The 20268-nt window shown below is 67.9% G+C and carries 13 protein-coding genes; 7 read left to right on the top strand and 6 right to left on the bottom strand.

Going from position 1 to position 20268, the window contains the following annotated elements; translation table 11 throughout:
• Positions 1-34 precede the first annotated feature (34 nt).
• Positions 35-3835 (bottom strand): glycoside hydrolase domain-containing protein, encoded by a 3801-nt coding sequence (locus UWG_RS0106855; RefSeq protein ID WP_237720008.1) that lies wholly within the window; start codon positions 3833-3835, stop codon positions 35-37.
• Between the two features lie 583 nt (positions 3836-4418).
• Between UWG_RS0106855 and UWG_RS29590 the strand changes: the two genes are divergently transcribed.
• The 4 genes from UWG_RS29590 (at position 4419) to UWG_RS0106835 (ending at position 9651) form a co-directional block, all read left to right on the top strand.
• Positions 4419-5798, top strand: a complete 1380-nt coding sequence (locus tag UWG_RS29590; protein ID WP_016906459.1) for a sugar porter family MFS transporter — start codon at positions 4419-4421, stop codon at positions 5796-5798.
• 130 nt (positions 5799-5928) lie between these two features.
• Complete coding sequence (locus UWG_RS0106845; protein WP_029391228.1) at positions 5929-7644, top strand: class I mannose-6-phosphate isomerase; 1716 nt, start codon at positions 5929-5931, stop codon at positions 7642-7644.
• A complete protein-coding gene (locus UWG_RS0106840) occupies positions 7641-8567 on the top strand; it encodes an ROK family protein (RefSeq protein ID WP_016906457.1) in 927 nt (308 codons plus the stop codon). Before UWG_RS0106845 ends, UWG_RS0106840 begins: the two co-directional genes overlap by 4 nt.
• Before the next feature lie 61 nt (positions 8568-8628).
• The gene (locus tag UWG_RS0106835) at positions 8629-9651 is read left to right on the top strand and encodes a LacI family DNA-binding transcriptional regulator (RefSeq protein ID WP_016906456.1); all 1023 of its coding nucleotides are present in this window, start codon (positions 8629-8631) and stop codon (positions 9649-9651) included.
• Here UWG_RS0106835 and UWG_RS0106830 read toward each other — a convergent pair.
• The gene (locus UWG_RS0106830) at positions 9645-13184 is read right to left on the bottom strand and encodes a glycoside hydrolase family 38 N-terminal domain-containing protein (RefSeq protein WP_016906455.1); all 3540 of its coding nucleotides are present in this window, start codon (positions 13182-13184) and stop codon (positions 9645-9647) included. The two genes, UWG_RS0106835 and UWG_RS0106830, sit on opposite strands and share 7 nt — an antisense overlap.
• 638 nt (positions 13185-13822) lie before the next feature.
• Between UWG_RS0106830 and UWG_RS0106825 the strand changes: the two genes are divergently transcribed.
• Genes UWG_RS0106825 through UWG_RS0106815 form a run of 3 tightly spaced genes read left to right on the top strand, consistent with a single transcriptional unit; the run spans position 13823 to position 16796 of the window.
• A complete protein-coding gene (locus UWG_RS0106825; RefSeq protein WP_106429931.1) occupies positions 13823-14995 on the top strand; it encodes an ABC transporter substrate-binding protein in 1173 nt (390 codons plus the stop codon).
• On the top strand, positions 14992-15969 hold the full coding sequence (locus UWG_RS0106820; protein ID WP_029391227.1) for a carbohydrate ABC transporter permease: 978 nt from the start codon (positions 14992-14994) through the stop codon (positions 15967-15969). The genes UWG_RS0106825 and UWG_RS0106820 overlap by 4 nt, the downstream gene beginning before the upstream one ends.
• 2 nt (positions 15970-15971) lie before the next feature.
• Positions 15972-16796: a carbohydrate ABC transporter permease gene (locus tag UWG_RS0106815; RefSeq protein WP_016906452.1), complete on the top strand. Its 825-nt coding sequence runs from the start codon at positions 15972-15974 to the stop codon at positions 16794-16796.
• A gap of 113 nt (positions 16797-16909) precedes the next feature.
• Here UWG_RS0106815 and UWG_RS0106810 read toward each other — a convergent pair whose 3' ends face one another.
• The 4 genes from UWG_RS0106810 to UWG_RS0106795 all read right to left on the bottom strand — a co-directional run bounded on the left by UWG_RS0106810 (position 16910) and on the right by UWG_RS0106795 (position 20245).
• Positions 16910-17302 carry an ectoine synthase gene (locus UWG_RS0106810; protein ID WP_016906451.1) on the bottom strand — a complete coding sequence of 131 codons (393 nt, stop codon included), beginning with the start codon at positions 17300-17302 and terminating at the stop codon, positions 16910-16912.
• 73 nt (positions 17303-17375) lie between these two features.
• Entirely contained in the window at positions 17376-18596 is a 1221-nt protein-coding gene (locus UWG_RS0106805) for an NAD(P)/FAD-dependent oxidoreductase (RefSeq protein WP_078495601.1), read from the bottom strand.
• Positions 18589-18837 carry a ferredoxin gene (locus tag UWG_RS0106800; RefSeq protein WP_106429930.1) on the bottom strand — a complete coding sequence of 83 codons (249 nt, stop codon included), beginning with the start codon at positions 18835-18837 and terminating at the stop codon, positions 18589-18591. The genes UWG_RS0106805 and UWG_RS0106800 overlap by 8 nt, the downstream gene beginning before the upstream one ends.
• 202 nt (positions 18838-19039) lie before the next feature.
• On the bottom strand, positions 19040-20245 hold the full coding sequence (locus UWG_RS0106795; RefSeq protein ID WP_016906448.1) for a cytochrome P450: 1206 nt from the start codon (positions 20243-20245) through the stop codon (positions 19040-19042).
• Between the last annotated feature and the right edge of the window lie 23 nt (positions 20246-20268).

Genomic DNA, 20268 nt, shown 5'->3' with positions numbered 1-20268 from the left:
TACCGCAACGATGTTCACCAGGACTGCGTGCTCCTCATCGGCCGCCTCGACCCCGGCCGGGGGTGATCGGATCGCTGGGCTCGCTTGCTTCGCCGGGGCCGGCCATCGTGCGGGCGGTGACGGTGAAGGTGTAGCGCTCACCGGTGTCGAGGCCCGGCACCTTTGCGCGGGTGGCGTGCGCCCCCACGCGGATCGGGTGCAGTGCCTCGCCGTTGCGGTGGGGCGTGACCAGGTAACCGGTGATCGGGGCGCCGCCGTCGAACTCCGGTGCCTTCCAGGTGACGGTCGCGCCGCCGTCCGCGGGCTCGGCAGCCACCCGGGTGGGGGCGTCGGGGGCCGAGGGTACGGAGTGCACCTCCAACTCGCGGAGTCCGTTGTTGCCTTCGCCGCCGCCCTCGCCTGTGAAGCGGACCCAGTCGAAGGTCTTCATGCCGAACGTGACCTTCTTGGAGCCCCCCGCCGGAATGTCGTCGACACGGATTTCGCTGCCGTCGGAAAAGGTGAGCACACCGCCCTTGATGTCGTCCACGGTCTCGCGGTCGGACAGCACGATCCGGTCCGCGCGGATCTTTTCGGACCAGTCGAGTCGGACCCACGGTTCGCGTTCGCCCTTCGAGGCCCAGTCGTCGTCCGAGCCCCAACTACCGTCACCGTTCTGGCCGTCGTTCTCGCCCTCGCAGCCGTCGTACACGTTCGTTGCCGGGTACTCGTCGCTGTATTCCGACGATGCGGTGGCCTCGACGTCCGGCCGGCAGGCGGCGTTGCCGCGGAGCAGCTCGACGTCGAGGTCGAGCGCGATGAGGGCAGAGGTCCGTGCGTCACCGCTGTCGGCCGAGCGGGCGGTCACCCGCACCTTTCCGCTGCGGTGGTTGGCGGTCAGCTTTCCGTCGTGGTCGATGGTCGCCTTCTTCGTCGGTGAACCGTCGGGCTCTGTGACCTTCCACGACACTTCCTTGAGGTTCGCGTCGTCGGGTTCGACGGTGGCGTCGAGGTCCAGCGAACCGTACGGCTCCCTCAGCTTCCTCGGTCCTTCGATCTCGATGTCCGAGACGTGGGTGGGCGTGCGGCCTTCGGACTTCGACTCGGAGGGCGGGAGTTGCTTCGTACCCCAGTTCTTGTCGGGCTTGTCGCCCATCCAGAGTTCCAGTGTTCCTCCGTCGGCGAATTCGTCGTGGTGGAAGAAGGCGTTGTCGAGTCTCTCCCCGTCGAGCTCGGCCTTCTGGATGTACTGGTTCGCGGCCGAGTTGCCGTGGGTGACGATCCGGAACTTGTCGCCCTTGTAGTAGTCCTCGTGGAGATCGATGGTGATCTCGTCGAAGACCGGTGAGGTGATGTCGTAGACCGGGTTCTCGTGCCCGCCGCCGGTGACCTCGAACAGGCCGATGGCCATCAGCGCGCTGAGGGAACCCATCTGGCCCTGGTCCTCGTCGTGGTGGCCGTAGCCGTCGGTGGTGCCGGTGGAGCCGTAGGTCTTCTCCTTCACCTGCCGCACCCAGTGCTGGGAGAGCCATGGCTTGCCCACGTAGTTGAACAGGTGGGCCATTTCCAGGCCCGGCTGGTTGCCGTAGGAGACGAAACCCTCGCCGTACTTGCCGATGAAGTCGTCCTTCTCCGACTGCTCGAAGGCGTAGTTGAGCTTGTCGGCGTAGGTTTCCTCGCCACCCATGAGGTTCGCCATGCCCATCACGTCGTGCGTGGTGAACCAGGTGGACTGCCACGAGTTCGCCTCGACGAAGTCGTCGTCTGCAAGCGGGTCGAAGGGGGTGCGCCAGCTTCCGTCGGCGTTCTTGGGACGGATGAATCCCGACTCCGGGTCGTAGAGGTCGCGCCAGTTCGTGGATCGTTCCTTCAGGTATTCGTGGACGTCGGTGTCGTCCCAGGCCTCGAACTCGTTCAGGCCCACGTTCGTTCCCTGACCGCCGGTGGCGGTGAACTTCACCGACGTCACCTCGCGCGGTGCGAACTCGACGGTCTTCTGCTTGCCGTCCGCCGGGACGTCCCGCACGTCGACGCTGGAGCCGTCGGAGAACTCGAGCGTGCCCGAGCCGACGTCGCTGCCGGCTTCCGGCCGGTCGCTGAGCTTGACCTTGTGCAGCGTACGCGGCTTCTTCCAGGTCAGCTCCAGCCACGGCTGCCGCTCGCCGTCCGACGCCCACTGCCGGTCGTCGGGGGCACGGCCGGGCCTGCCGTCGACGGCACGGGCCGCGCCGTGCGCCTCGTCCAGCTCGGACGATGCTTCGGCCTCGGCGTACTGGGCGGCGTTGATCCCCTTCTTGCCCAACTTTCCCGCCAGTTGGGCAAGCGCCCAGTCCTGGTGTGCGTACTCGAGCGTCTGGCCGGCGCCCTGTCCTGTCGTGTCGTTGGACACATGGCCTCGGTCGAGGTAATCGCGGATTCCGCCGGTCCCCCAGTTCTCGTAGTCGAACCACGCCTTGTCGAACAGGCCGCCCACGGAATGGGCGTCGAGCATCGCCTCGTAGGCGAGGTCGACGTCGAAATCACGGATGCCCTTGTTGAGGGCGCCGGTGATGAACGACGTCACCGGGGATCCGGACATCACCATCGAGTAGTTTCCGGCAACCGGTCCGCGGGGCAGCAGCCCACCGTCCTTGTACATCTGCAACTGCGACTTGACCAGACTGGAGTAGATCTCCGGATAGGCCAGTCCCAGCACGGAGTTGAGGTTCCACTGGGTCAGCCACAGCGCGTCGTAGTTGTACATCGCGAACTCGGGCTTGCCGTCCTTGCCGAGCGGAATCCGCTTGACCCGGCCGGCGCCCCAGGTGTCGTCCATGTATCTGCCGTCGACGTCACTGATGGCGCTGCGGCCTGCGAGCGCGTGGAACAGATCGGTGTAGAACTTGACCTGCTGACGACGGGTGCCGCCGGAGACGTCGATACGGCCGAGCATGTCGTTCCAGCGCTCCTGGGAGGCCTCCTTGACGGCCTCGAAGTCCCACCCGGGGAGCTCGCTGTCCAGGTTCCGGGCCGCCCCTTCCGTTCCGGTGAGGGACAGGCCCACCTTCATCCGGACCTGCTCGCCGGCCTTCAGGTTGTCGTAACGGGCGTAGACGCCCGTGTCGTCACCCGCGACCTGTTCGATGGGCTTGCCGGCGTCGGCGAGCTTGCCGTCGGTCCAACCGCGCAGCGAGTCAAACGGCTTGTCGAAACGGATGTCGAAGAACAGCTTCGTCTCGTGCGTCTTCTCGTATCCCTCACCGTGCTGCACCACGTAACCCCGGACTCCGCGGTCGCCGACCTTGGTGACCTTGGCGTTCTTCATGACCGCCTCGCCCAGCTCGCCGCCGAGGTTGACGAGGATCTCGCCGGGTCCGGACTTGTTGTAGGTGTAGCGGTGCAGCCCGGCACGGTCGGTGGCGGTCAGTTCGGCGTCGATGTCGTACCGGTCGAGGTGCAGTTTGTGATAACCGGGTTCGGCGATCTCGCCGTTGTCGTGGTCCACGTGCGACTGCCAACCCTTGTCACCCTCGAGTTTGGGCACGTCGGTGCCGGTGGTCGGCATCACCTGCACTCCGGAAAGCTGCCAGTCGTGCAGGTGGCTGAACCCCTTCACCTCGTTCTCGTTGCGGTGGTAGCCACTGTTCCTGGTCTGGTACGTGCTGGTGTCCGGCCGCAACTTGACCATCCCGAACGGCTGGCTCGCCGACTGGAAGTAGAAGAACCGGGCAATGTCGGACTCCACCCACGGGTTCACCAGCTTCACGTAGTCCTTGCCGGAAGGGGAGTCCACCGCTGCGGACGGCGAACCCCCCGCGGCGCCCACCGCCGTCGTCGAGCCGACCGACAGGGCGAACACGGCAGACAGCACAGTCACCGGACGGATCAACCGAACTCTCACGGACGTCACTGCTCCTCACGGCTGGGGCAGGGGGCGTTGCGGCCGGCCGACGCCACCCTGCGAGGGCGCGGTCCGCGAAGATCACGGCGCACCTTGCGTGTGTTACCGTTATCACGACCGAAGGTGAGCGTGCCGCCTCCCGGGGCCACTGTCAACGGGGCGGGCGCAACTCGCCGCGATCCACACGCGGTTACGGGCCTGAGCGAGCACACGCGGGCACGGAACGACCGGCTCCACCCCGCTGGCCCCGCCGCCGGGTCACCGGCACGCGTCCCTGCTGACCTGCCAACTCCCGCTACTCGCCGGCCTCCACGTCCAAAGCAAACGGGCGCACTCATCTCGCGACGCGGCGTCAACCTCCCTGCCGGCACGGACGATTGACCAGGGCGGAGAGGCGACCACCGGCAAACGCACCACGGAACGCCGCAGGATCGCCGCTCCCCGACTCTTGACCCCTCGTTTTGGTGACGTTAACTTCCGCTCTGAGCCTCGACGCCAGGAACTCGCGCCACCCGACGCCCCTGGTCTCTTCCCTTCTTCCAGACTCGGAGGCCGTGCGATGTCACAGGCTGCAGTCACAGACCAGAAGAGCATCGGCAAATCCACACGACGGATCTACTTCTTCGGCGCCCTCGGCGGCCTGCTCTTCGGCTACGACACCGGAGTCATCGCCGGAGCGTTGCTGTACATCCGGCGAGAGCTGGACCTGACCCCGCTGGTGGAGGGCGTCGTCGTCAGCTCCCTGCTGGTGGGGGCGATGGTGGGGGCCACGACGGCCGGGCGGCTGGCCGACGCGCTCGGCCGGCGCCGCGTCGGCATGGCCGCGGCTGTCGTATTCAGCGTCGGCGCACTCGGTGCCGGCCTCGCCCCGAACGCCGCCGCACTGGTCGCGACGCGCATCCTGCTGGGGCTCGGGGTCGGCGCGGCTTCCGTGGTGGTACCGCTGTACCTCTCGGAGATGGCTTCCACCCGCGTCCGCGGTGCGGTGTCCACGCTCAACCAACTGATGATCACGGTGGGCATCTTCGTCGCCTACGTCAGCAACGCGCTGCTCGCCCCCTACGAGGCGTGGCGGTGGATGCTGGGTCTGGCGGTCGTGCCCTCGGTCGTGATGCTGGCCGGCCTGATCCTCATGCCCGAGACTCCGCGATGGCTGCTGCGCAACGGGCGCGAGACGGAGGCCCGCGCGGTCATGGCCAGGACCCGGCGCGCGGACGAGGTCGAGGCCGAGCTCGCCGAGATACGCAACGTGGAAACAACCACCTCCCGACGGGCGGGGCTGCGCGACGTCTTCGCCGCGTGGCTGCGCCCGGCGCTCGTCGTGGGCGTCGGACTGGCCGTCCTCAACCAGATCGTCGGCATCAACGCGATCATCTACTACGCGCCCACCACGCTCACCAACGTCGGCTTCAGCGACTCCGCCGCCATCTACGCCAACACCGGGATCGGCGCCGTCAACGTGCTCATGACGCTGGTGGCCATCTGGCTCATCGACAAGGTGGGCCGGAAGCGGCTGCTCCTGGTCGGCGCGGTGTGCATGAGCGCGAGCCTGACCGTCCTGGCCACGGCCTCACTCCTGCTGCCCGAGCCCGAGGGCCTCAGCCTGGTCGGGGTGATCACGCTGGGCTGCCTCGCCGCGTTCATCGTCAGCTTCTCCGCTTCCTGGGGTGCGGTGTGCTGGGTCGTGATCAGCGAGGTCTTCCCGCTCCATGTGCGGGGTGCCGCCGTGGGCTTCTGCACCATGCTGCTCTGGGCGGCCAACTTCGTCGTCTCGCTCAGCTTTCCGGTGCTTCTCGACGCCGTCGGCATCGGCTGGGTCTTCCTCGGCTTCGCGGTGATCTGCGCCTGTGCCTACGGGTTCGCCGCGCGGTTCGTCGTCGAGACCAAGGGGCGCAGCCTCGAGGACATCGAGCTCGCCCTGCGGGCACACACCCCCTGAGGCAACGGCCCCTGGCGCGGCAACTGCGCCCGGTCCGGGGCACCTTGACGGAAGGCGCCCCACGTACCTTAGAGTTATCGATAACATGAATATTTCCGGCTCACCGGGCCAAACCCTTCGGAGTAGCGAAATGTCTCGTTCCTACCAGCGCAATCCCCGTTACGCACCCCTCGGCGGGACGGTTGTGCGCGGATGGGAGGCCGCCGCCGAGACGCTCCCGCCCGGCCCGGCGGTGGTGGCCGTCGACGGACCCGCCGCCCTGGACTGGAACGCCGCCGCAGCCGGACTCCGCGGAGCGCTCGAAGCCCGGGGCGTGCCCGTCCACGTGGTCGACCTGCGCGACGCGGAAGCCGACTGGGCGACCGTCCTGGAACGCACCGGCGACGGCCCGAAGGCCGACCCCTACTACCTTCCGCTCGCAGACGCGTGTGTCACCGAGGTGTACCGCGCACTGCCCGCGGTGGAGACACCCGCCGAAGGTCTACTGCTCGTCTTCGGCCCGGGCGCCGCGCTCCTGGAACACGACGTGCTGTGGTACGCCGACCTGCCGAAACGCTACGCCGAGGCGGCCGTCACCGCGGGCGAACTGCCGGTCGGCGTCAACCTCGGGCGGCACAGCACCCCGGGGGATCTGCGCCGCCTCTTCTACGCGGACTGGCCCGTACTCGACGCGCACCGCGACGCGCACGCCGCCCGCATCGACCGCTGGCTCGACCTCCAGAACGCCGAACCCGCCTCGCTCGACGGCGCCACGCTGCGCGCCACGCTCCGGCACCTCGCGGGCGGCCCGGTCCGTACGCGTCCGTACTTCAACTCGACGGCGTGGGGCGGGCATTGGGCAGAGCAGCGGCTGGGCTTCGCTCCGCAGAACGGCAACACCGCACTCGGCTACGAGCTGATCGCGCCCACGGCCGGCGTCCTGGTGGGCGACGGGCCGCAGGCCGAAGTCGAGCTGCCGTTCCCCCTCCTCTGCGTTCTGCACCCCCAGGAGTTCCTCGGCCGCGAGGTGCACGAGACGTTCGGCACCTCTTTCCCCATCCGGTTCGACTACCTCGACACCGTGGGCGGCGGCAACCTCTCCGTGCATCTGCATCCGCAGGAGCGGTACATGCGCGAGCAGTTCGGCTGGCCCTACACGCAGCACGAGACGTACTACCTCACCGCCGTCGACGACGAAGAGGCCCGGGTCTACCTGGGCCTCCAACAGGACGCCGACCTGGGGTTGATGCGCAAGCAGGCCGTCGCCGCCATCGAGCGCGGCGAAGAGATGGACGTGGAGCGCTTCGTGCAGAGCCACCCTGCCGAGGAGGGGCAGTTGTACCTGATCCCGGCGGGGACACCGCACGCCTCAGGCGTCGGAAACCTGGTCCTCGAGGTGAGCGCGACGCCGTACCTCTACTCGTTGCGCTTCTACGACTGGCTCCGCCAGGACACCGAGGGCGCCCCCCGCCCGCTGCCGTACGAGCACGCCTTCGCCAACCTCGACACCGGCAGGCAGGGCGAGGCGGTCCACCGGGACCTCATGCAGCGTCCGCAGACCCTGCGCGAGGGCGAGGGCTGGCGCGAGGAACTCCTCGGCTCGCTGCCGGAGATGTTCTACGAGGTGGCCCGCGTCGTCCTCGATCCCGGCTCCGCGGGGGCGCCGCAGAACACCGGAGGCCGGTTCCACGTTCTCAACGTCTCCTCCGGCGCAGGCGTCGTGGTGGAGACCGCCGAAGGACGCGTACACGAGCTGGTCTTCGCCGAGACGCTGACGGTTCCGGCGTCCGTCGGCGCGTACCGTATCCGCCCCCTGGGCGAGGAGCCGGTGCACGTGGTGACCGCCTACGTCCGGGAGCGGGCATGAAGCAGCCGGTGCTGGAGGTCGGCGGGACGCACGTGACCGCGGCCCTCGTGGACGTGCAGGCGTCGGCGGCGCCCGAGGAGCTGATTCGCGCCTCGCTGCCGGCTCAGGGGACGGCGGCGGACATCCTGGAGCGGATCGCTGCGGCTGCCACCCGGACCGGGGCGCCACCGCACGCACGCTGGGGCGTGGCAGTGCCGGGCCCCTTCGACTACGCAGCAGGTATCGCCCTGTTCGAGGGGGTCGGCAAGTTCGAAGCGCTCTTCGGCGTCGACATCGGCACCGACCTGCGGCGGCGCATCCGCCCGGAACCGGCGTCCCTGTGCTTCCTCAACGACGCCGACGCCTTCGGCTTGGGCGAGCACGCTTCCGGTGCCGCCGCCGGCCACGCCCGCGCGGTCTGCCTGACCCTCGGGAGCGGCGTCGGCTCGGCCTTCCTCGCCGACGGCACACCGGTCAACGACGGCCCCCTGGTGCCTCCGGAAGGCAGCGCGCACCGGCTCACCTGGGACGGGATGCCTCTGGAGGACACCGTCTCCCGGCGCGGCATCCGCGCAGCGTACGCACGCGCTGCGCTCGACGGTACCGGGCCCGTGCCGGACGTGAGCACCATCGCCGCCCGCGCACGGGAGGGCGACACGGTGGCGGGCACCGTTCTGGAGCGGGCCTTCCATGCCCTGGGACGCACCATGGCGCCCTGGTTGACCAGCTTCGCGCCCACCGTGCTCGTGGTCGGCGGCTCCATCGCCACCTCCTGGGAGGTGGTCGAAGGGGCGCTGCGTGCCGGTCTGGAGGACGCCGGAGCTCCACCGGTGCGGCTGAGTCCCGCCCGACTTCCCCGGACGGCACCGCTGTTGGGGGCAGCGCGGTGGGCGGCCCAGCCCGCTCCACCGGGCAGCAGGGGCGGAACGCCCCTCCCCCTATGATGGATCGTTCTGGCAGGCGGCAGGTGTCTGCCCGTTTGTCGCCCGAGGAGAACGAGGACGCGTGTCCGGGTCCGAGCAGTCCGGAGCTTCGCGCTCCGTCCCGACGATGCGGGACGTCGCAGCGCACGCCGGGGTGAGCGCCATGACCGTCTCCAGGGTCCTCAAGGACAACCCTCGCGTGGGGGAGTCCGCCAAACAGCGGGTTCTCGATGCCGTCAACGAACTGGGCTACCGCCGCAACGAGGTCGCACGGAGCCTGCGCCTGGGCCAGAGCAGCGGTCTGGTCGGGCTCGTCGTCACGAACCTGGCGAACCCGTTCTACGCCCGGCTCGCGCTCGGGGTCGAAGAGGTCGTCCAGGCACACGGCCTCCGGCTGGTGCTGGGCAACACCTCGGGGCAGGTGACGCGCGAGGACGACCTGGTGCAGGACCTCGTCTCCCGCAGGGTCAACGGGGTCATCGTCGTCCCCGCGGGGCCCGATCAACGGCACCTCGGGCACGACGCCGTGGACGGCATGCCCGTGGTGCTCGCCTCCCGTCCGCCGGAGGGCATCGAAGCCGATGCCGTGCTCGTCGACGACTTCGGCGGGGCCCGGGCGGCAACCGAGGAACTGCTGAGGAACGGTCACCGGGCGCTCGGCTTCCTCGGGAACCCGTTCACCCTCTTCACGGGCGCCGAGCGGTTCCGCGGCTGGTGGTCGGCGATGGAGGACGCGGGTGTGCAGCCACGGGACGAGTGGGTTCGCCGCGGTCTCGACGACGTCGCTTCGGCGGAGTCCGCCGCGCGCTCTCTGCTGGAACTCCCCGACGCACCGACCGCGCTGTTCTGTGCCAACAACCGCATCGCTCTCGGAGCCTGCCGCGCCATCCGCGGCCTCGGCACGTCGACGGCGGTGGCCGGGTTCGACGACATCGAGGCCGCGGACATGCTGGGTGTCCGGCTGACCGTGGTCTCCTACGACGCGGACGAGATCGGGCGACGGGCGGCGCGCCTCCTGCTGGACCACCTGGAGCCCAGGAAGGGCACCGGCCCGCCGGGCCCCCCGCGCCGGACGGTCGTCCCGACGACGCTGATCAACTACTGACCCGCCGGCTGCACCCCGCCCGCCTCCGGCGGTACCGCCGGGGCCGACGCGGAGTCGAGAGGCAGCTCGGCCACGCCGTACCGCGCGAGCCGGATGCGCAGGTCGCCCTCGGCGTCGGGTTGGGGAGCGTCCGGATGCGACGGGCGGTATCCGTGCGGGAGTCGGAGCACGACCCCGTTCTCCTCGGCGCGGAGGTTCGCGAGCCGCAGCACGAGCCGGCCCTCTCCGGCGGAGGACAGGCCGACCCGGCAGTCGGCCGGGGAGCCCGGACCCGGCAGGGTGCCCTCCGTGAAGTGCGGGGTCCTGCCTTCCGGGAAGCGGTCCAGCAGACTCGTCTCCTGGGCCAGCGCACCGAGGCGTGCCTCGGCCCCGAACCGGGAGGCGGCTTCCGGTAGATGCTGCGCGACGGGTGCGAAGACGTAGCGGAAGCGCACGGGCCCCGGCTGTGCCGGTGGCGTGTTGCACGGCCAGAAGTTGTTCATGACGTAGGCGTACAGATGCCCGTTCGTCGCGGTGAACCGCGTCGGCCAGGCGCCGCGGACCAGGTCGGAGGACGAGAACAGCGGGTTGTCGGGAGCCGACCAGACGACTCCCGGTCCGTCGGGAGCGGTGACGGTGACGGCGGAGGCTGCGGACAGCCACTCGTTGGACGAGCCGGGGCCGTGGTCGGAGGCCGGTTCCACCCAGCCGAGCTGCCTGTCGTAGCGCACCGTCGGATCGGGGACGAGGAAGGGGAAGGCGACGGACGTCGACTCCATGTCGAGGACGGGCTGCTTCGCCAACTCGACGGTCAGTTCGCAGGTTCCGGTGGAGTCCCGGAGCAGCAGCTCCACGGTGATGTCGGTGAGCCCCGCGCCGGAGCCTTCCCAGCGCAGCCGCATCCCGTCGGGGGTGTTGCGGGCGCCGAGCAGCCGCATCGACGGCCGGTCCTCCACGACGGGTGTGGGGGCGCCGGAGCCGTAGCGGGAGTCCAGTTGGCCGATCATCGTGCGGTCGTGCGGCGCGCTGTCCGCCGCCCCGGCGGCCGTCAGCCGGACCAGCTCACCGAGCGCGAACGGGGCGTCCTGGTCGAGGAGTTCCCTCCCCGAAGGCCGATGCAGCAGACCCGTGGGAAGGCCGTCGAGGGCGCGCAATCGCACGTCCCACACCCGGCTGGTCACGTTCTCGCCGGCGGACAGCTCCCGCACGGGAGCGCGTTCCGCAACGGCTGGTACGGCGGCCCGCTCGCCGGTGGGCGCCTCGGTCGGCTGTTCGCCGGCGGGTACGGTCCCGGCGTCGGTGCTCAGGGGCATGCAGCGGTAGCCGAAGGCGGGCAGCTCCTCGAGCAAGAGGCGGACGCGGAGCATCCCTGCGCAGTCGCTCAGCACTTCGAAGGGCACGGGCCGGCCCTCGGCGTCCAAGGGAGCGCTGCCCTCGGGCAGGTCCAGCTCCGCTGTGAGCGTCGCCGGCCAGGGGTGGGGGTTGTGGACGAGTACGCACGGCCCGTCCACGCCGAGTGAGGCGGCGAGTTGGCTCAGCGTGCGGCGGCTCTCGTCGAGCGGGATCCGGGCGGCGTCGTCGATGGCCCGCCGCTTCCAGTGCAACTGGTCCTCGATCTGGGGCGCGTGCGGGTGCGCGGTGGCGCGGGCCCATGTCCAGGTGTGCTCGCCGCCGATGATCAGCCCCTCCCAGGCCCGGTCCAGCGCTTCCCGGTGCGGACGGTAGGTGTCGTCCAGCAGTTGGACGGAGGCGGCGAGGTGTTCGGCGGCGGGAAGCAGCACCTGGGCCTTCCGGTAGGTGGCGGCGTCCGCCGCTGAGGAGGCGGGGCCGTCCTCCCAGAAGCTTCCGCCCTCCGCGCGGTGCACGGGCAGCCTGTCCCGCAGGGGCGCGACCGCGCCCAGGTAGTCGGCGAACGTGGAGACCCGGACCCGGGGATAGGCGAAGACCGCGTTCCAGCGCTCGGCGAACCCGGTGTCGCCGTCGGCGAGGTCCTCGTTGTCCGCGTGGGTGCCGATCAGGGCGAGGTCCGACGGGAGATAGTCCGGGCGCTCGTAGCGCTCGAGGTAGCGTTCCAGGCCGTTCACCGCTCCCGCCACCGACTGGGGGTCGGCGGCGATGAACCGTAGCTGCGAATAGTGATCGGCGAAGTGGGCCAGCACCTCGCTGCCGTCCGGTGCCTGCCATCGCACGGGGGACGCCAGGTGGACCTCGTCGCTGTCGTCGGTGGCCGCCCGGTGGTGGTTGGACATGCCGACGAACGCGTCGATACCTGCTGTGCGCAGCACGGAAGGGAGGGCGCTCGTCCAGGTCGGTACGTCGGTGATGTTGGCGTAGCGCGGGACGGCGCCGGGACCCGGCGGGAGCGTGCGGCCGAAGTCCAGGGCGCGGCCCAGCTCTTCGAGGTGGGTGATGCCGGTCAACAGGTTGCTGTGGAAGGCGTTGACGCCGATCAGGCCGGCGCCGATCGCCTCGCGCAGGCGGGCGCAGCGGTGCGACGAGCGGGTCCGCAGGTACTCCCGGACGACGAATGCGCCGTCGACGCTGAACCGGAAGGCAGGGTCCCGTTCCTGGCGGTCCAGCGCCTTGTCGATGTTGCGGCAGTGCAACTCGACGGCCTTGGCCTGGTTGTCGGTGAACCCGAGATCGAGGTGTACGTGGGGGATGAGATGCAGGCTCCACCGACGCGCCGGAACGAGGGTTGCGCGGTGCACCTCCGCACCGTCCGCCCGGACGACGAAGTCGCTGCTGTCCGTGAAGCCGGGGACGGGAAGCCGCCGGCGGACCATGCCGAAGTCCCGTCCGTCCGTGGAGGCCGGAACCGGAATGCTGCCTCCGGGGTGTTCCAGGGTCAGGCGGGCGGGCAGCGCGCCGTCGGCGGGCAGGTTGACCGTCAGTTCGACGAGCGGGACCGGGTCCGGATCGCCGTGCAGGTGCAGCGGCGTGGCCCGCAGCGCGTAGGTGGGCGTGCTGGGCTGCGGGGCGGTGGCTCGCTCCAGCCGCACGGCTGTCCAGCGCAGGTAGGAACCGAACCACTTTCCGTACTGGGTGCGGGGAAGGGGCAGTTCTTCGCCGGGCCGGTGTGCGACCTCCGAACGGGCCGAGCTGATCGCGCCGGTGGCGGCTGCCTCGTCCAGGGCGGTGGTGACGGTCAGTTCGTGGCGTCCGGGGGCGAGCCATCGGGCGGGAAGCTCCACCCGGAGTACGCCGTTGCCCGTCACCGGTCCCGGATCGCCTGTTCTGGTGCGGTCCTCGCGTTCCACGGTGAGGTGGTGGAGGGAGCGGTGCCGGCCGTCGAGGGATATCTCGAGATCGGAGCAAGGGCCGCGCTCCGCGGCGTATTCCAGGTGCAGGACGGCGTCTTCGGAAGAGGCGACGTCGAAGGCGGCCACGATCCGGTGCGCCCGATGGCCGCCGTCGGCGTCGTGGATGCCGGGATGCACCGTCGGCCAAGGAGCGCCGGTGTCGACGGAGAGGGTCGGGATGCCGTCCACGACCGGCCAGGGCTCGGAGTGGGTCGCGAGGGTCGCCTCCCACAGGAAGCGGTCGGGTGTCATGGTGCGTACCTCCTGAGGCCCGGACGGGGCGCGCGGCGAGACGTGCGGGTGGCCGGTGCGGGCCCGTGCCGTTCGGTGGGGCAGGACGTCGGACGGGGGCGGTGCGCCCTGCTGCGGTGTTCCGGCCGGCGCCGACGGAGCGGGCCGTGCTGGTACTGCACGGTTGCTCTTGGACAGACGGACGGTCAACGCGCTTCAGGGAAGGAGAAGGTAACGATACCAATTTTCCTTTCCTTGACCAGCTCTGTGTTCGGGGAATTCAGTGAGCCGCTGAACTGCAGTATCAGGGAACGTACGCACCTCCCTGACGTGATGCCCTTGTGAGGCGCCGTTGTTGGCGTTAACGTCCTCGCCACGCACCGGCCCCTCCTGCCGTCACCTGGCACGGAGCCGCACCTCAGCGCGGCACTCGCTGCGGCCGGGCAGTCTCCGGGGGCGGCAGAACCCCGGCAGGACGTGACTTGCATCCGCCACACTCCGGCGAAAGGGCGGCAATGAGATCGTTCGACACCGTGCGGGCGGGGACGCCCCCGGCACTCGCCCGACGTCACTTCCTTGCCGCTGCCGGCGCGGGCGCGGTCGGGCTGGCACTGACCGGCTGCGCCCGGGGCAGCAGCGCTGCCGCCGTGCCGGGGGAAGTGAGCATCAGCACCGACAACTCGGACTGGGACGACGGCTTCCGCCGGGCCGGCGACGCGTTGCAGTCCCTGACCGGTTACGGGCTTCGCCCGGAGTCCAGCCCGGAAGCGATCGCCTACAAGCAGGTCACGCAGATGACGCTGGAGACGTCGCGCGCTGCCGACGTGATCAAGTGGGGAGCGGGCTACGAGCTCAAGTCGCTTGCGCGCGGCGGCAAGTTGACCGACCTGTCACGACTGTGGGAACGGTACGAGCAGAAGGGCTGGGTCCGCGGCGGGCAGCGTGCCTCCATGTCGTACCGCGGCGCGGTCTACGGCGTCCCGCTCTACGAATCGCACTACGTCGTCTTCTACAACAAGCGGCTCTTCACCCGTCTCGGTCTCGGCCCGCCCGCCACCTGGGACGAGTTGACGCACTGCGCCGACACCCTCAAGCGCAGAGGCGTCACCCCCTTCGTGGCCACCCAGTTCGGAGGCTGGCCCGCCTACCAGTGGTTCCAGGAGCTCGTCAGCAAGATCGACCCCGACTTCTACCGCGCGCTCGTGGCGGGCAGGGCGCGGTACACCGACGAGGTCGCCCGGGAGGCGATGGACATCTGGCAGGGCTTCATCCGCAAGGGCTGGATGACCTCGCCCGACTTCGACCAGGGCAACGGCGCCGCCGCGCTCAAGGCGGGCCGGGTCGGCATGTTCCTCTACGGGACCTGGGGCGCGAAGGGCTTCTCCGACCTCGGCATGCGCCCCGGCAAGGACTACGACGCGTTCGTCCTCCCGACCGTCAGGAAGACCACGCGCAAGTCGGTGATCACCGAGAGCGGTGTGCTGGCCGTCCCGCTCGGTGCGACCCGGCACGAGGCCGGAGTGGAGAGCGTGGGCGCTTGGCTGGCCCCGTCCGTCCAGCGCGTGTGGGCCGACTACCTCGACGACGGCTCCGCCAATCCTGCCGTGCGGGCGGGCAACCCGGTGGTGGCCGAGGTCAGGGAGACCGTCGCCCGAGAACGGATGCCCCGACTGATCCGGTACGGCGAGGCCAGTCCGCCCAACCTCGTCCAGGGCAACACCCAGGATCTCTCGAGCTTCATGACACAGCAGAGCTCACCCGGCGACACCCTGCGCAGCATGGCCGAGCGCTCCGAGGACGAATGGGCCGCCTGGAAGCGGGACGAAGCATGAGCACCCCCACCACCCGGTCCCGGACCGGCACCGACCATGAGTCCGCTCCCGCCGGCTCCGTTTCCCGCACGCCGATACGGCCGTCCACGAGCCGGGGCGGAGGCGCGCAACAGCCCCCGGTACGCGAGCGGTTGGCGTCCGGCGCCTTCCTGGCCCCGGCCGTGCTGCTCGTCGGGGCGCTGCTGCTCGCGCCGTTCGCCGCCACGTTCTACCGCAGCTTCTTCAACGACCACCGGACGTCCGGCTTCGCCGGGTTGGACAACTACGAGCTGTTCTTCACCAACGAAAGCCTGGTGCGCTCGGTCGAGAACACCCTCATGTGGATGGCGGGCACCGTCGTGTTGCCCTGCGTCCTCGGGTTGGCCGTCGCCTGGTTGACGAACGCGACGCGCTGGTCCCGCTTGGCCCGGCTGTGCGTGGTCGCGCCGTATGCGCTGTCGGGCGCGGCCGTGGCCGTGGTGTGGAACTTCATGCTGACGTCCGACGGGGCGCTCAACCAGCTGCTCACCTCCGTCGGGCTCGACCCTCCCGCTCAGGGCTGGCTGCTGGAGTGGCCGAGCAACACGGTGGTGCTGATCCTCGCCAACGCCTGGCAGGCGACCGGTGTGGCAGTCATCCTCTTCCTCGTCGGCCTCCAGGGCATCCCCCCGGAGACCCTCGAAGCCGCTTCGCTGGACGGTGCGGGTCCCTGGCAGCGGTTCCGGCACGTCGTCCTGCCCCAACTCCGCCCGGTCTCCGTCATCGTCATCGGGATCAGCCTCGCGAACGGCCTCAAGTCGTTCGACCTGATCTGGGTGCTCACCCGGGGCGGCCCGGGCCGGTTGACCGAGACCCTGGCCGTCTCCATGTACCAGGAGACCTTCCTCCTCCAGCACGCCGGAGCCGGCGCCGCCATCGCGGTGGTCCTCACGCTGATCGTCCTCGCGGCCTCCTGGCTGTACCTGCGACGCCAGCTCGACGCGAAAGGCGACTGACCATGCTGACGACATCCCGCGGCCGCATCCTGCGCAACACCACGGTGATCCTGCTCGCGCTGGTGTGGGCGGTACCGACCTGGCTCGTGCTCAGCAACGCGATCGTTCCCGCCGCCGAGTACGGCAGCAGCCCGCACTGGTGGCCCCAGGGGTTCGCCCTGTTCGACAACATGGCGCAGGCGTGGAACAAGGCGCAGCTCGGGCCCGCCATGGGCAACAGCCTGCTGTACGCCGTGACCAGCTCCCTGATGGCCGTCCTGTTCGCCGTGATGGCCGCCTTCGCCGCCGTCATCATGCCCGTACGCCACGGCACCCTGTGGTTCTGGCTGATCTACTCCGGGGCGCTGCTGCCCCTCCAGGTCTTCCTCCGCCCGCTGTTCCTGTCCTACGCGAACTTCGACCTGTACGACACGCAGTTGGGTCTGGTGCTCGTCTACGCGGCCATCGCCGTCCCCTTCGCCTTCTTCATCATGCGCAACTACGCCATGACGATGCCGCGTGAGGTGGTCGAGGCCGCGCGCATGGACGGCGCCTCGTGGTGGCGGTTGTTCTGGCAGATCCACGTGCCCCTGTCGAAGTCCGCGATGGTGGCCGCTTTCGTCTTCCAGTTCGTCGCCGTCTGGAACGACATGTTGTTCGGCATCACGCTCAGCACCAGCGGCAACATCCGCCCCGTCATGGCAGCACTCGCCGAACTCCAGGGCACCTACGTCTCGGTGGGCCCGCCGGTCGTGCTGGGCGGCGCGATTCTCGTCTCGCTGCCCACCGTCGTCCTCTTCTTCTCCGCACAGCGCTTCTTCGTCAACAGCCTCAAGCTGACCAGCTGAGGGGTCTCGTCCGCCTCGGTACCACTCTCGCCAAAAAGCGAGTTCCCGCCAGCGGTCCGAGCTGACGGGAACTCCTGAACGATCGGTGCCGGCCCCGGCCGGCCGTGTCACGGCTACTCCGTCAGCAGCGGATAAACCCCGTTCTCGTCGTGGTCTTCACGTCCGGTCAGCGCCGGCGTGAAGATGCACAGAAAAGTGCTGTCCACGATCGGCTTGATCGTGTGGTTGTCGGCGTCGTCCAGAATATGCAGCGTGCCGGGCTCGATCAGGTGCTCCTCCTTCTCGTCCCGGTCGACCAGGATCATCTTCCCGGAAATGCAGAACACTGCTTCCACGTGGTTCGCATAGCAAATGTCGGTTTCGGTGCCTGCATACACCACCGTCTCGGAAACCGAGTAGCCGAATCCGTCCGACGCGAGCAGGAGGCGCTTGCTTCGCCACGTACCTGATGCGGCCTTGACATCCCGCTCAGTGCCCTCGATGTCCGAAATCCTGCGGACCTGCATGACAGTCCTCCCAATCTATTTCACGTGTGAACCCAGGTGAACCTGTGTGAGCGAGCATTCTCGGTGATCTCTCCTACCGAGCTTTAAGCGCTTTCACAAGCTCTATATAGAGGCGGTTGTACCGAGCACCTTCGTCCATGTACGCGACTCCGCCTACAACATCTTCCCGCAGAAACTTGACGAGCACTCCCTGGTCCAATCGATCCAGATCTCCCCGGACAATCTCCATGGAATCGCATGCCTTCGGATCTCCGGCTATCTGGATACGCAACCCGAACACTTCGGTACTCATGCTGGGGAAATACTTGATCTGCGAGACTTCCGACTCGTAGCCCAAGGCAGAAGCCAGAGACCTGCCCGCGAGCTCGCCGGTTTCGACCGCGTTCTTCCAGAATTCCATGCGCGTGAGACTTCCCGTCGCCCACGGATCCGGGTAACGAGCGACGTCTCCGGCCGCGAACACGCCCTCCCGTTCCGGCACTCGCATGTATTCATCCACGCGAACACCGTCTGATAGATCCAGACCGTTCCCGCACAACCATTCCACGTTGGGGACGCTTCCGATCGCCTCGACATAGAGAGACCGATCGGACGAGGATTCCGGATTCAACGCTTCCGAACTGCCGGAACACATCGACTGCCGCGCGGAATCACCGGTCAGGAAGGTAACACCGTGCTGGACGAGCCAACGCCTGAGCGCCTGAGAGATGTTCCTTCCCAGCATGCTCTCGAACGGTCCGCTGCGACGCGTCTCCAGCACGGAGACTTCACAGCCGTACTCACCGGCCAGCGAAGCGAGTTCACAGGCGACGAAGCCGGCGCCTGCTATCGTGACCTTCTTACTCGCTCGCAATTCGTCATGTATGTATTGCGCATCGTCCAGACCACGCAGCGTCCTGTGGGTATGGAAAGCGCATTCCCTGCCGACCTCGGCCGAAGTACGCGGGCGCACTCCCGATGCGATCACCAGACCGTCGTACTCGAACGTCCCGCGCGTACTCAGCCGCAGCACCTTGCCGGACAGATCCGCTTCCTCGACCCTGGTGTCGAGGCGCCAGGTCACACTGTCATTTTCCACCTCCTTGATCTTCAAGTTCTCGGCGAGTTCACTCTTCGGAGAACCCGAATTCGGATACCGCTTCTTGGTCAGCCCCGGCCGGTTGTAGGTACGGTGGTTCTCGTCGCCGAAAATCACGACCCTGGCGTCATCCTTACGTTTGAGCAGCGCGTTGGCTGCTCGCAGTCCGGCGATGCCGGCACCGACTACGCCGATGAGCGGTCCCCTCTCAGGCATAGGTCGGATCCCGGTCCAGGGAGATGGCCTGCAAGGGACAGGAATCGATGGCGTCCTCGATGTCGTGGAGATCCTCCTCTCCGAACGATTCCTGGTACCTCAAGTTCCCGTCAGAGTCGAGCTCGAAGTTGTTCGGGGCCGAGATTGCGCACTGCCCATGGTTCTCGCACTTGGCCATTTCAACGAATATCTTCATGGCTTCCCCGCCTTTCACTGCTCGGATCCCTGACCTTTTCTCCATCTGACTCAATTCTGAGACACTCCAGGCGGACAGGGAAGACGCCAAAAGCGACCTGAAGCGGTCCTGGCCTCTTCAGGCCCGTACCCGGATCGGAAAGCAGTGCCCACGGCGACGCACCACAAGCGCGATGCGGGGAGACGTATCGGACGTCTCCCCGCATCGGAACGTTCAGGCGTACGTGAGAACGATCTTGAGCAGTGTGTCAGAATCGCCGACTGAATGTGATCGGCAACTTGTTGGCACCCGTATTTCCGGAGTCAGGCAGCCACTCGGCACCTTCTTCCACTCGCAGATCCTTCATTCGGGTAGCCATCGCCGAGAGAGCGATACCGATGTCCGCCCTGGCGACGAAATGCCCGAGGCAATGATGTATGCCGCCACCGAAAGCGAAATGCGGTGCACGTTCGGCATCGAGATCGATGCGATCCGGGTTGTCGAATGCTGCCGGATCAGTGGCCGATGTGAGGGTGAACAGATGGAGCGTCGTTCCCTTCTCGATCGTGCGCTCCTTGTGTTGGATGGTATCAGCAGCCTCACGCGAGATCCATCGGCCGATCGGATTGACGCGGAGCGCCTCTTCGACCGCCTTGGCCGCATAGTGATCAGGGTTCGCGGCCAGTTTCTCCCACTGATCGGGTTGTTTCGAGAACGCCTCGACAGACAGTGCGAGTTGGTTTCGGGTCGTGTCGATCCCGGCAAATATGAGCAGGATGATGAGATTGATCAGTTCCTGGTCCGAGAGTTTTCCGTCATCCGTGTCCCTGGTTTCCACCAAAGTGCTCAGGATGTCGTCCCGAGGCGACTGCCTCCTACTTCTGACCAGAAACTTCGCGTACCGGGTCAATTCAGCGATGGCTTCGTCGATCCGTGCGATGTTCTCCTGAATCGTGATACCGAGACCGAGTCCGATCGTGGAAGCAAGCTGATGAATCTTCTTCCAGTCACGTTCGTCGATTCCCAGAATCATACACAGGATCCTGGTCGCATAAGGCGCCGCGAAGCGACTGGCGAATTCAGTCTTCCCGACTCCGACCCAGTCGTCGATCAGACTGTTCGCCAGGGACCGGAACCGTTCGTGCAACGGCTGAATCCGACGCGGCGAGAATGCCGGATTGACCAGTCGTCGAATTCTGTTGTGCTCGTCGCCCTCCAGGACGAGCAGAGTCTTTTGCCACCAACGGTCGAAGTGTCCCTCCGTCACTCCGTGCTGAGCCGGCCACTTGGCTGATCCTTGTGTCAGGAGCGGGTGCTTCAGAAGGAAGCTGCTGTCCTCGTAGGAGAGGACGGCCATACCCCAGTCGGTTCGTGCGTACCAATGAATACTCCGAGCCTTCCGCACTTCTTCCGAGTCCATGCGGAAGTACTCGGAACTGATGTCGAGATGCAGAGTTTCCGGTTCCTGCGCCATGGCGTGTGTTCCCTCCCATCGAG

Origin of the sequence: Streptomyces xiaopingdaonensis, assembly GCF_000262345.1 — a bacterium.
GTDB classification, from domain to species: Bacteria; Actinomycetota; Actinomycetes; order Streptomycetales; family Streptomycetaceae; genus Streptomyces; species Streptomyces xiaopingdaonensis.
Note: the sequence above shows the minus strand (reverse complement) of the source record. Positions and strands in the feature narration are given on the sequence as shown.

Bases quoted from the DNA above. Each gene is read 5' to 3' on its own strand.
- UWG_RS29590 (WP_016906459.1), top strand. From the start codon at position 4,419: ATGTCACAGGCTGCAGTCACAGACCAGAAGAGCATCGGCAAATCCACA.
- UWG_RS0106845 (WP_029391228.1), top strand. From the start codon at position 5,929: ATGTCTCGTTCCTACCAGCGCAATCCCCGTTACGCACCCCTCGGCGGG.
- UWG_RS0106840 (WP_016906457.1), top strand. From the start codon at position 7,641: ATGAAGCAGCCGGTGCTGGAGGTCGGCGGGACGCACGTGACCGCGGCC.
- UWG_RS0106830 (WP_016906455.1), bottom strand. From the start codon at position 13,184: ATGACACCCGACCGCTTCCTGTGGGAGGCGACCCTCGCGACCCACTCC.
- UWG_RS0106820 (WP_029391227.1), top strand. From the start codon at position 14,992: ATGAGCACCCCCACCACCCGGTCCCGGACCGGCACCGACCATGAGTCC.
- UWG_RS0106815 (WP_016906452.1), top strand. From the start codon at position 15,972: ATGCTGACGACATCCCGCGGCCGCATCCTGCGCAACACCACGGTGATC.
- UWG_RS0106810 (WP_016906451.1), bottom strand. From the start codon at position 17,302: ATGCAGGTCCGCAGGATTTCGGACATCGAGGGCACTGAGCGGGATGTC.
- UWG_RS0106805 (WP_078495601.1), bottom strand. From the start codon at position 18,596: ATGCCTGAGAGGGGACCGCTCATCGGCGTAGTCGGTGCCGGCATCGCC.
- UWG_RS0106800 (WP_106429930.1), bottom strand. From the start codon at position 18,837: ATGGAGAAAAGGTCAGGGATCCGAGCAGTGAAAGGCGGGGAAGCCATG.
- UWG_RS0106795 (WP_016906448.1), bottom strand. From the start codon at position 20,245: ATGGCGCAGGAACCGGAAACTCTGCATCTCGACATCAGTTCCGAGTAC.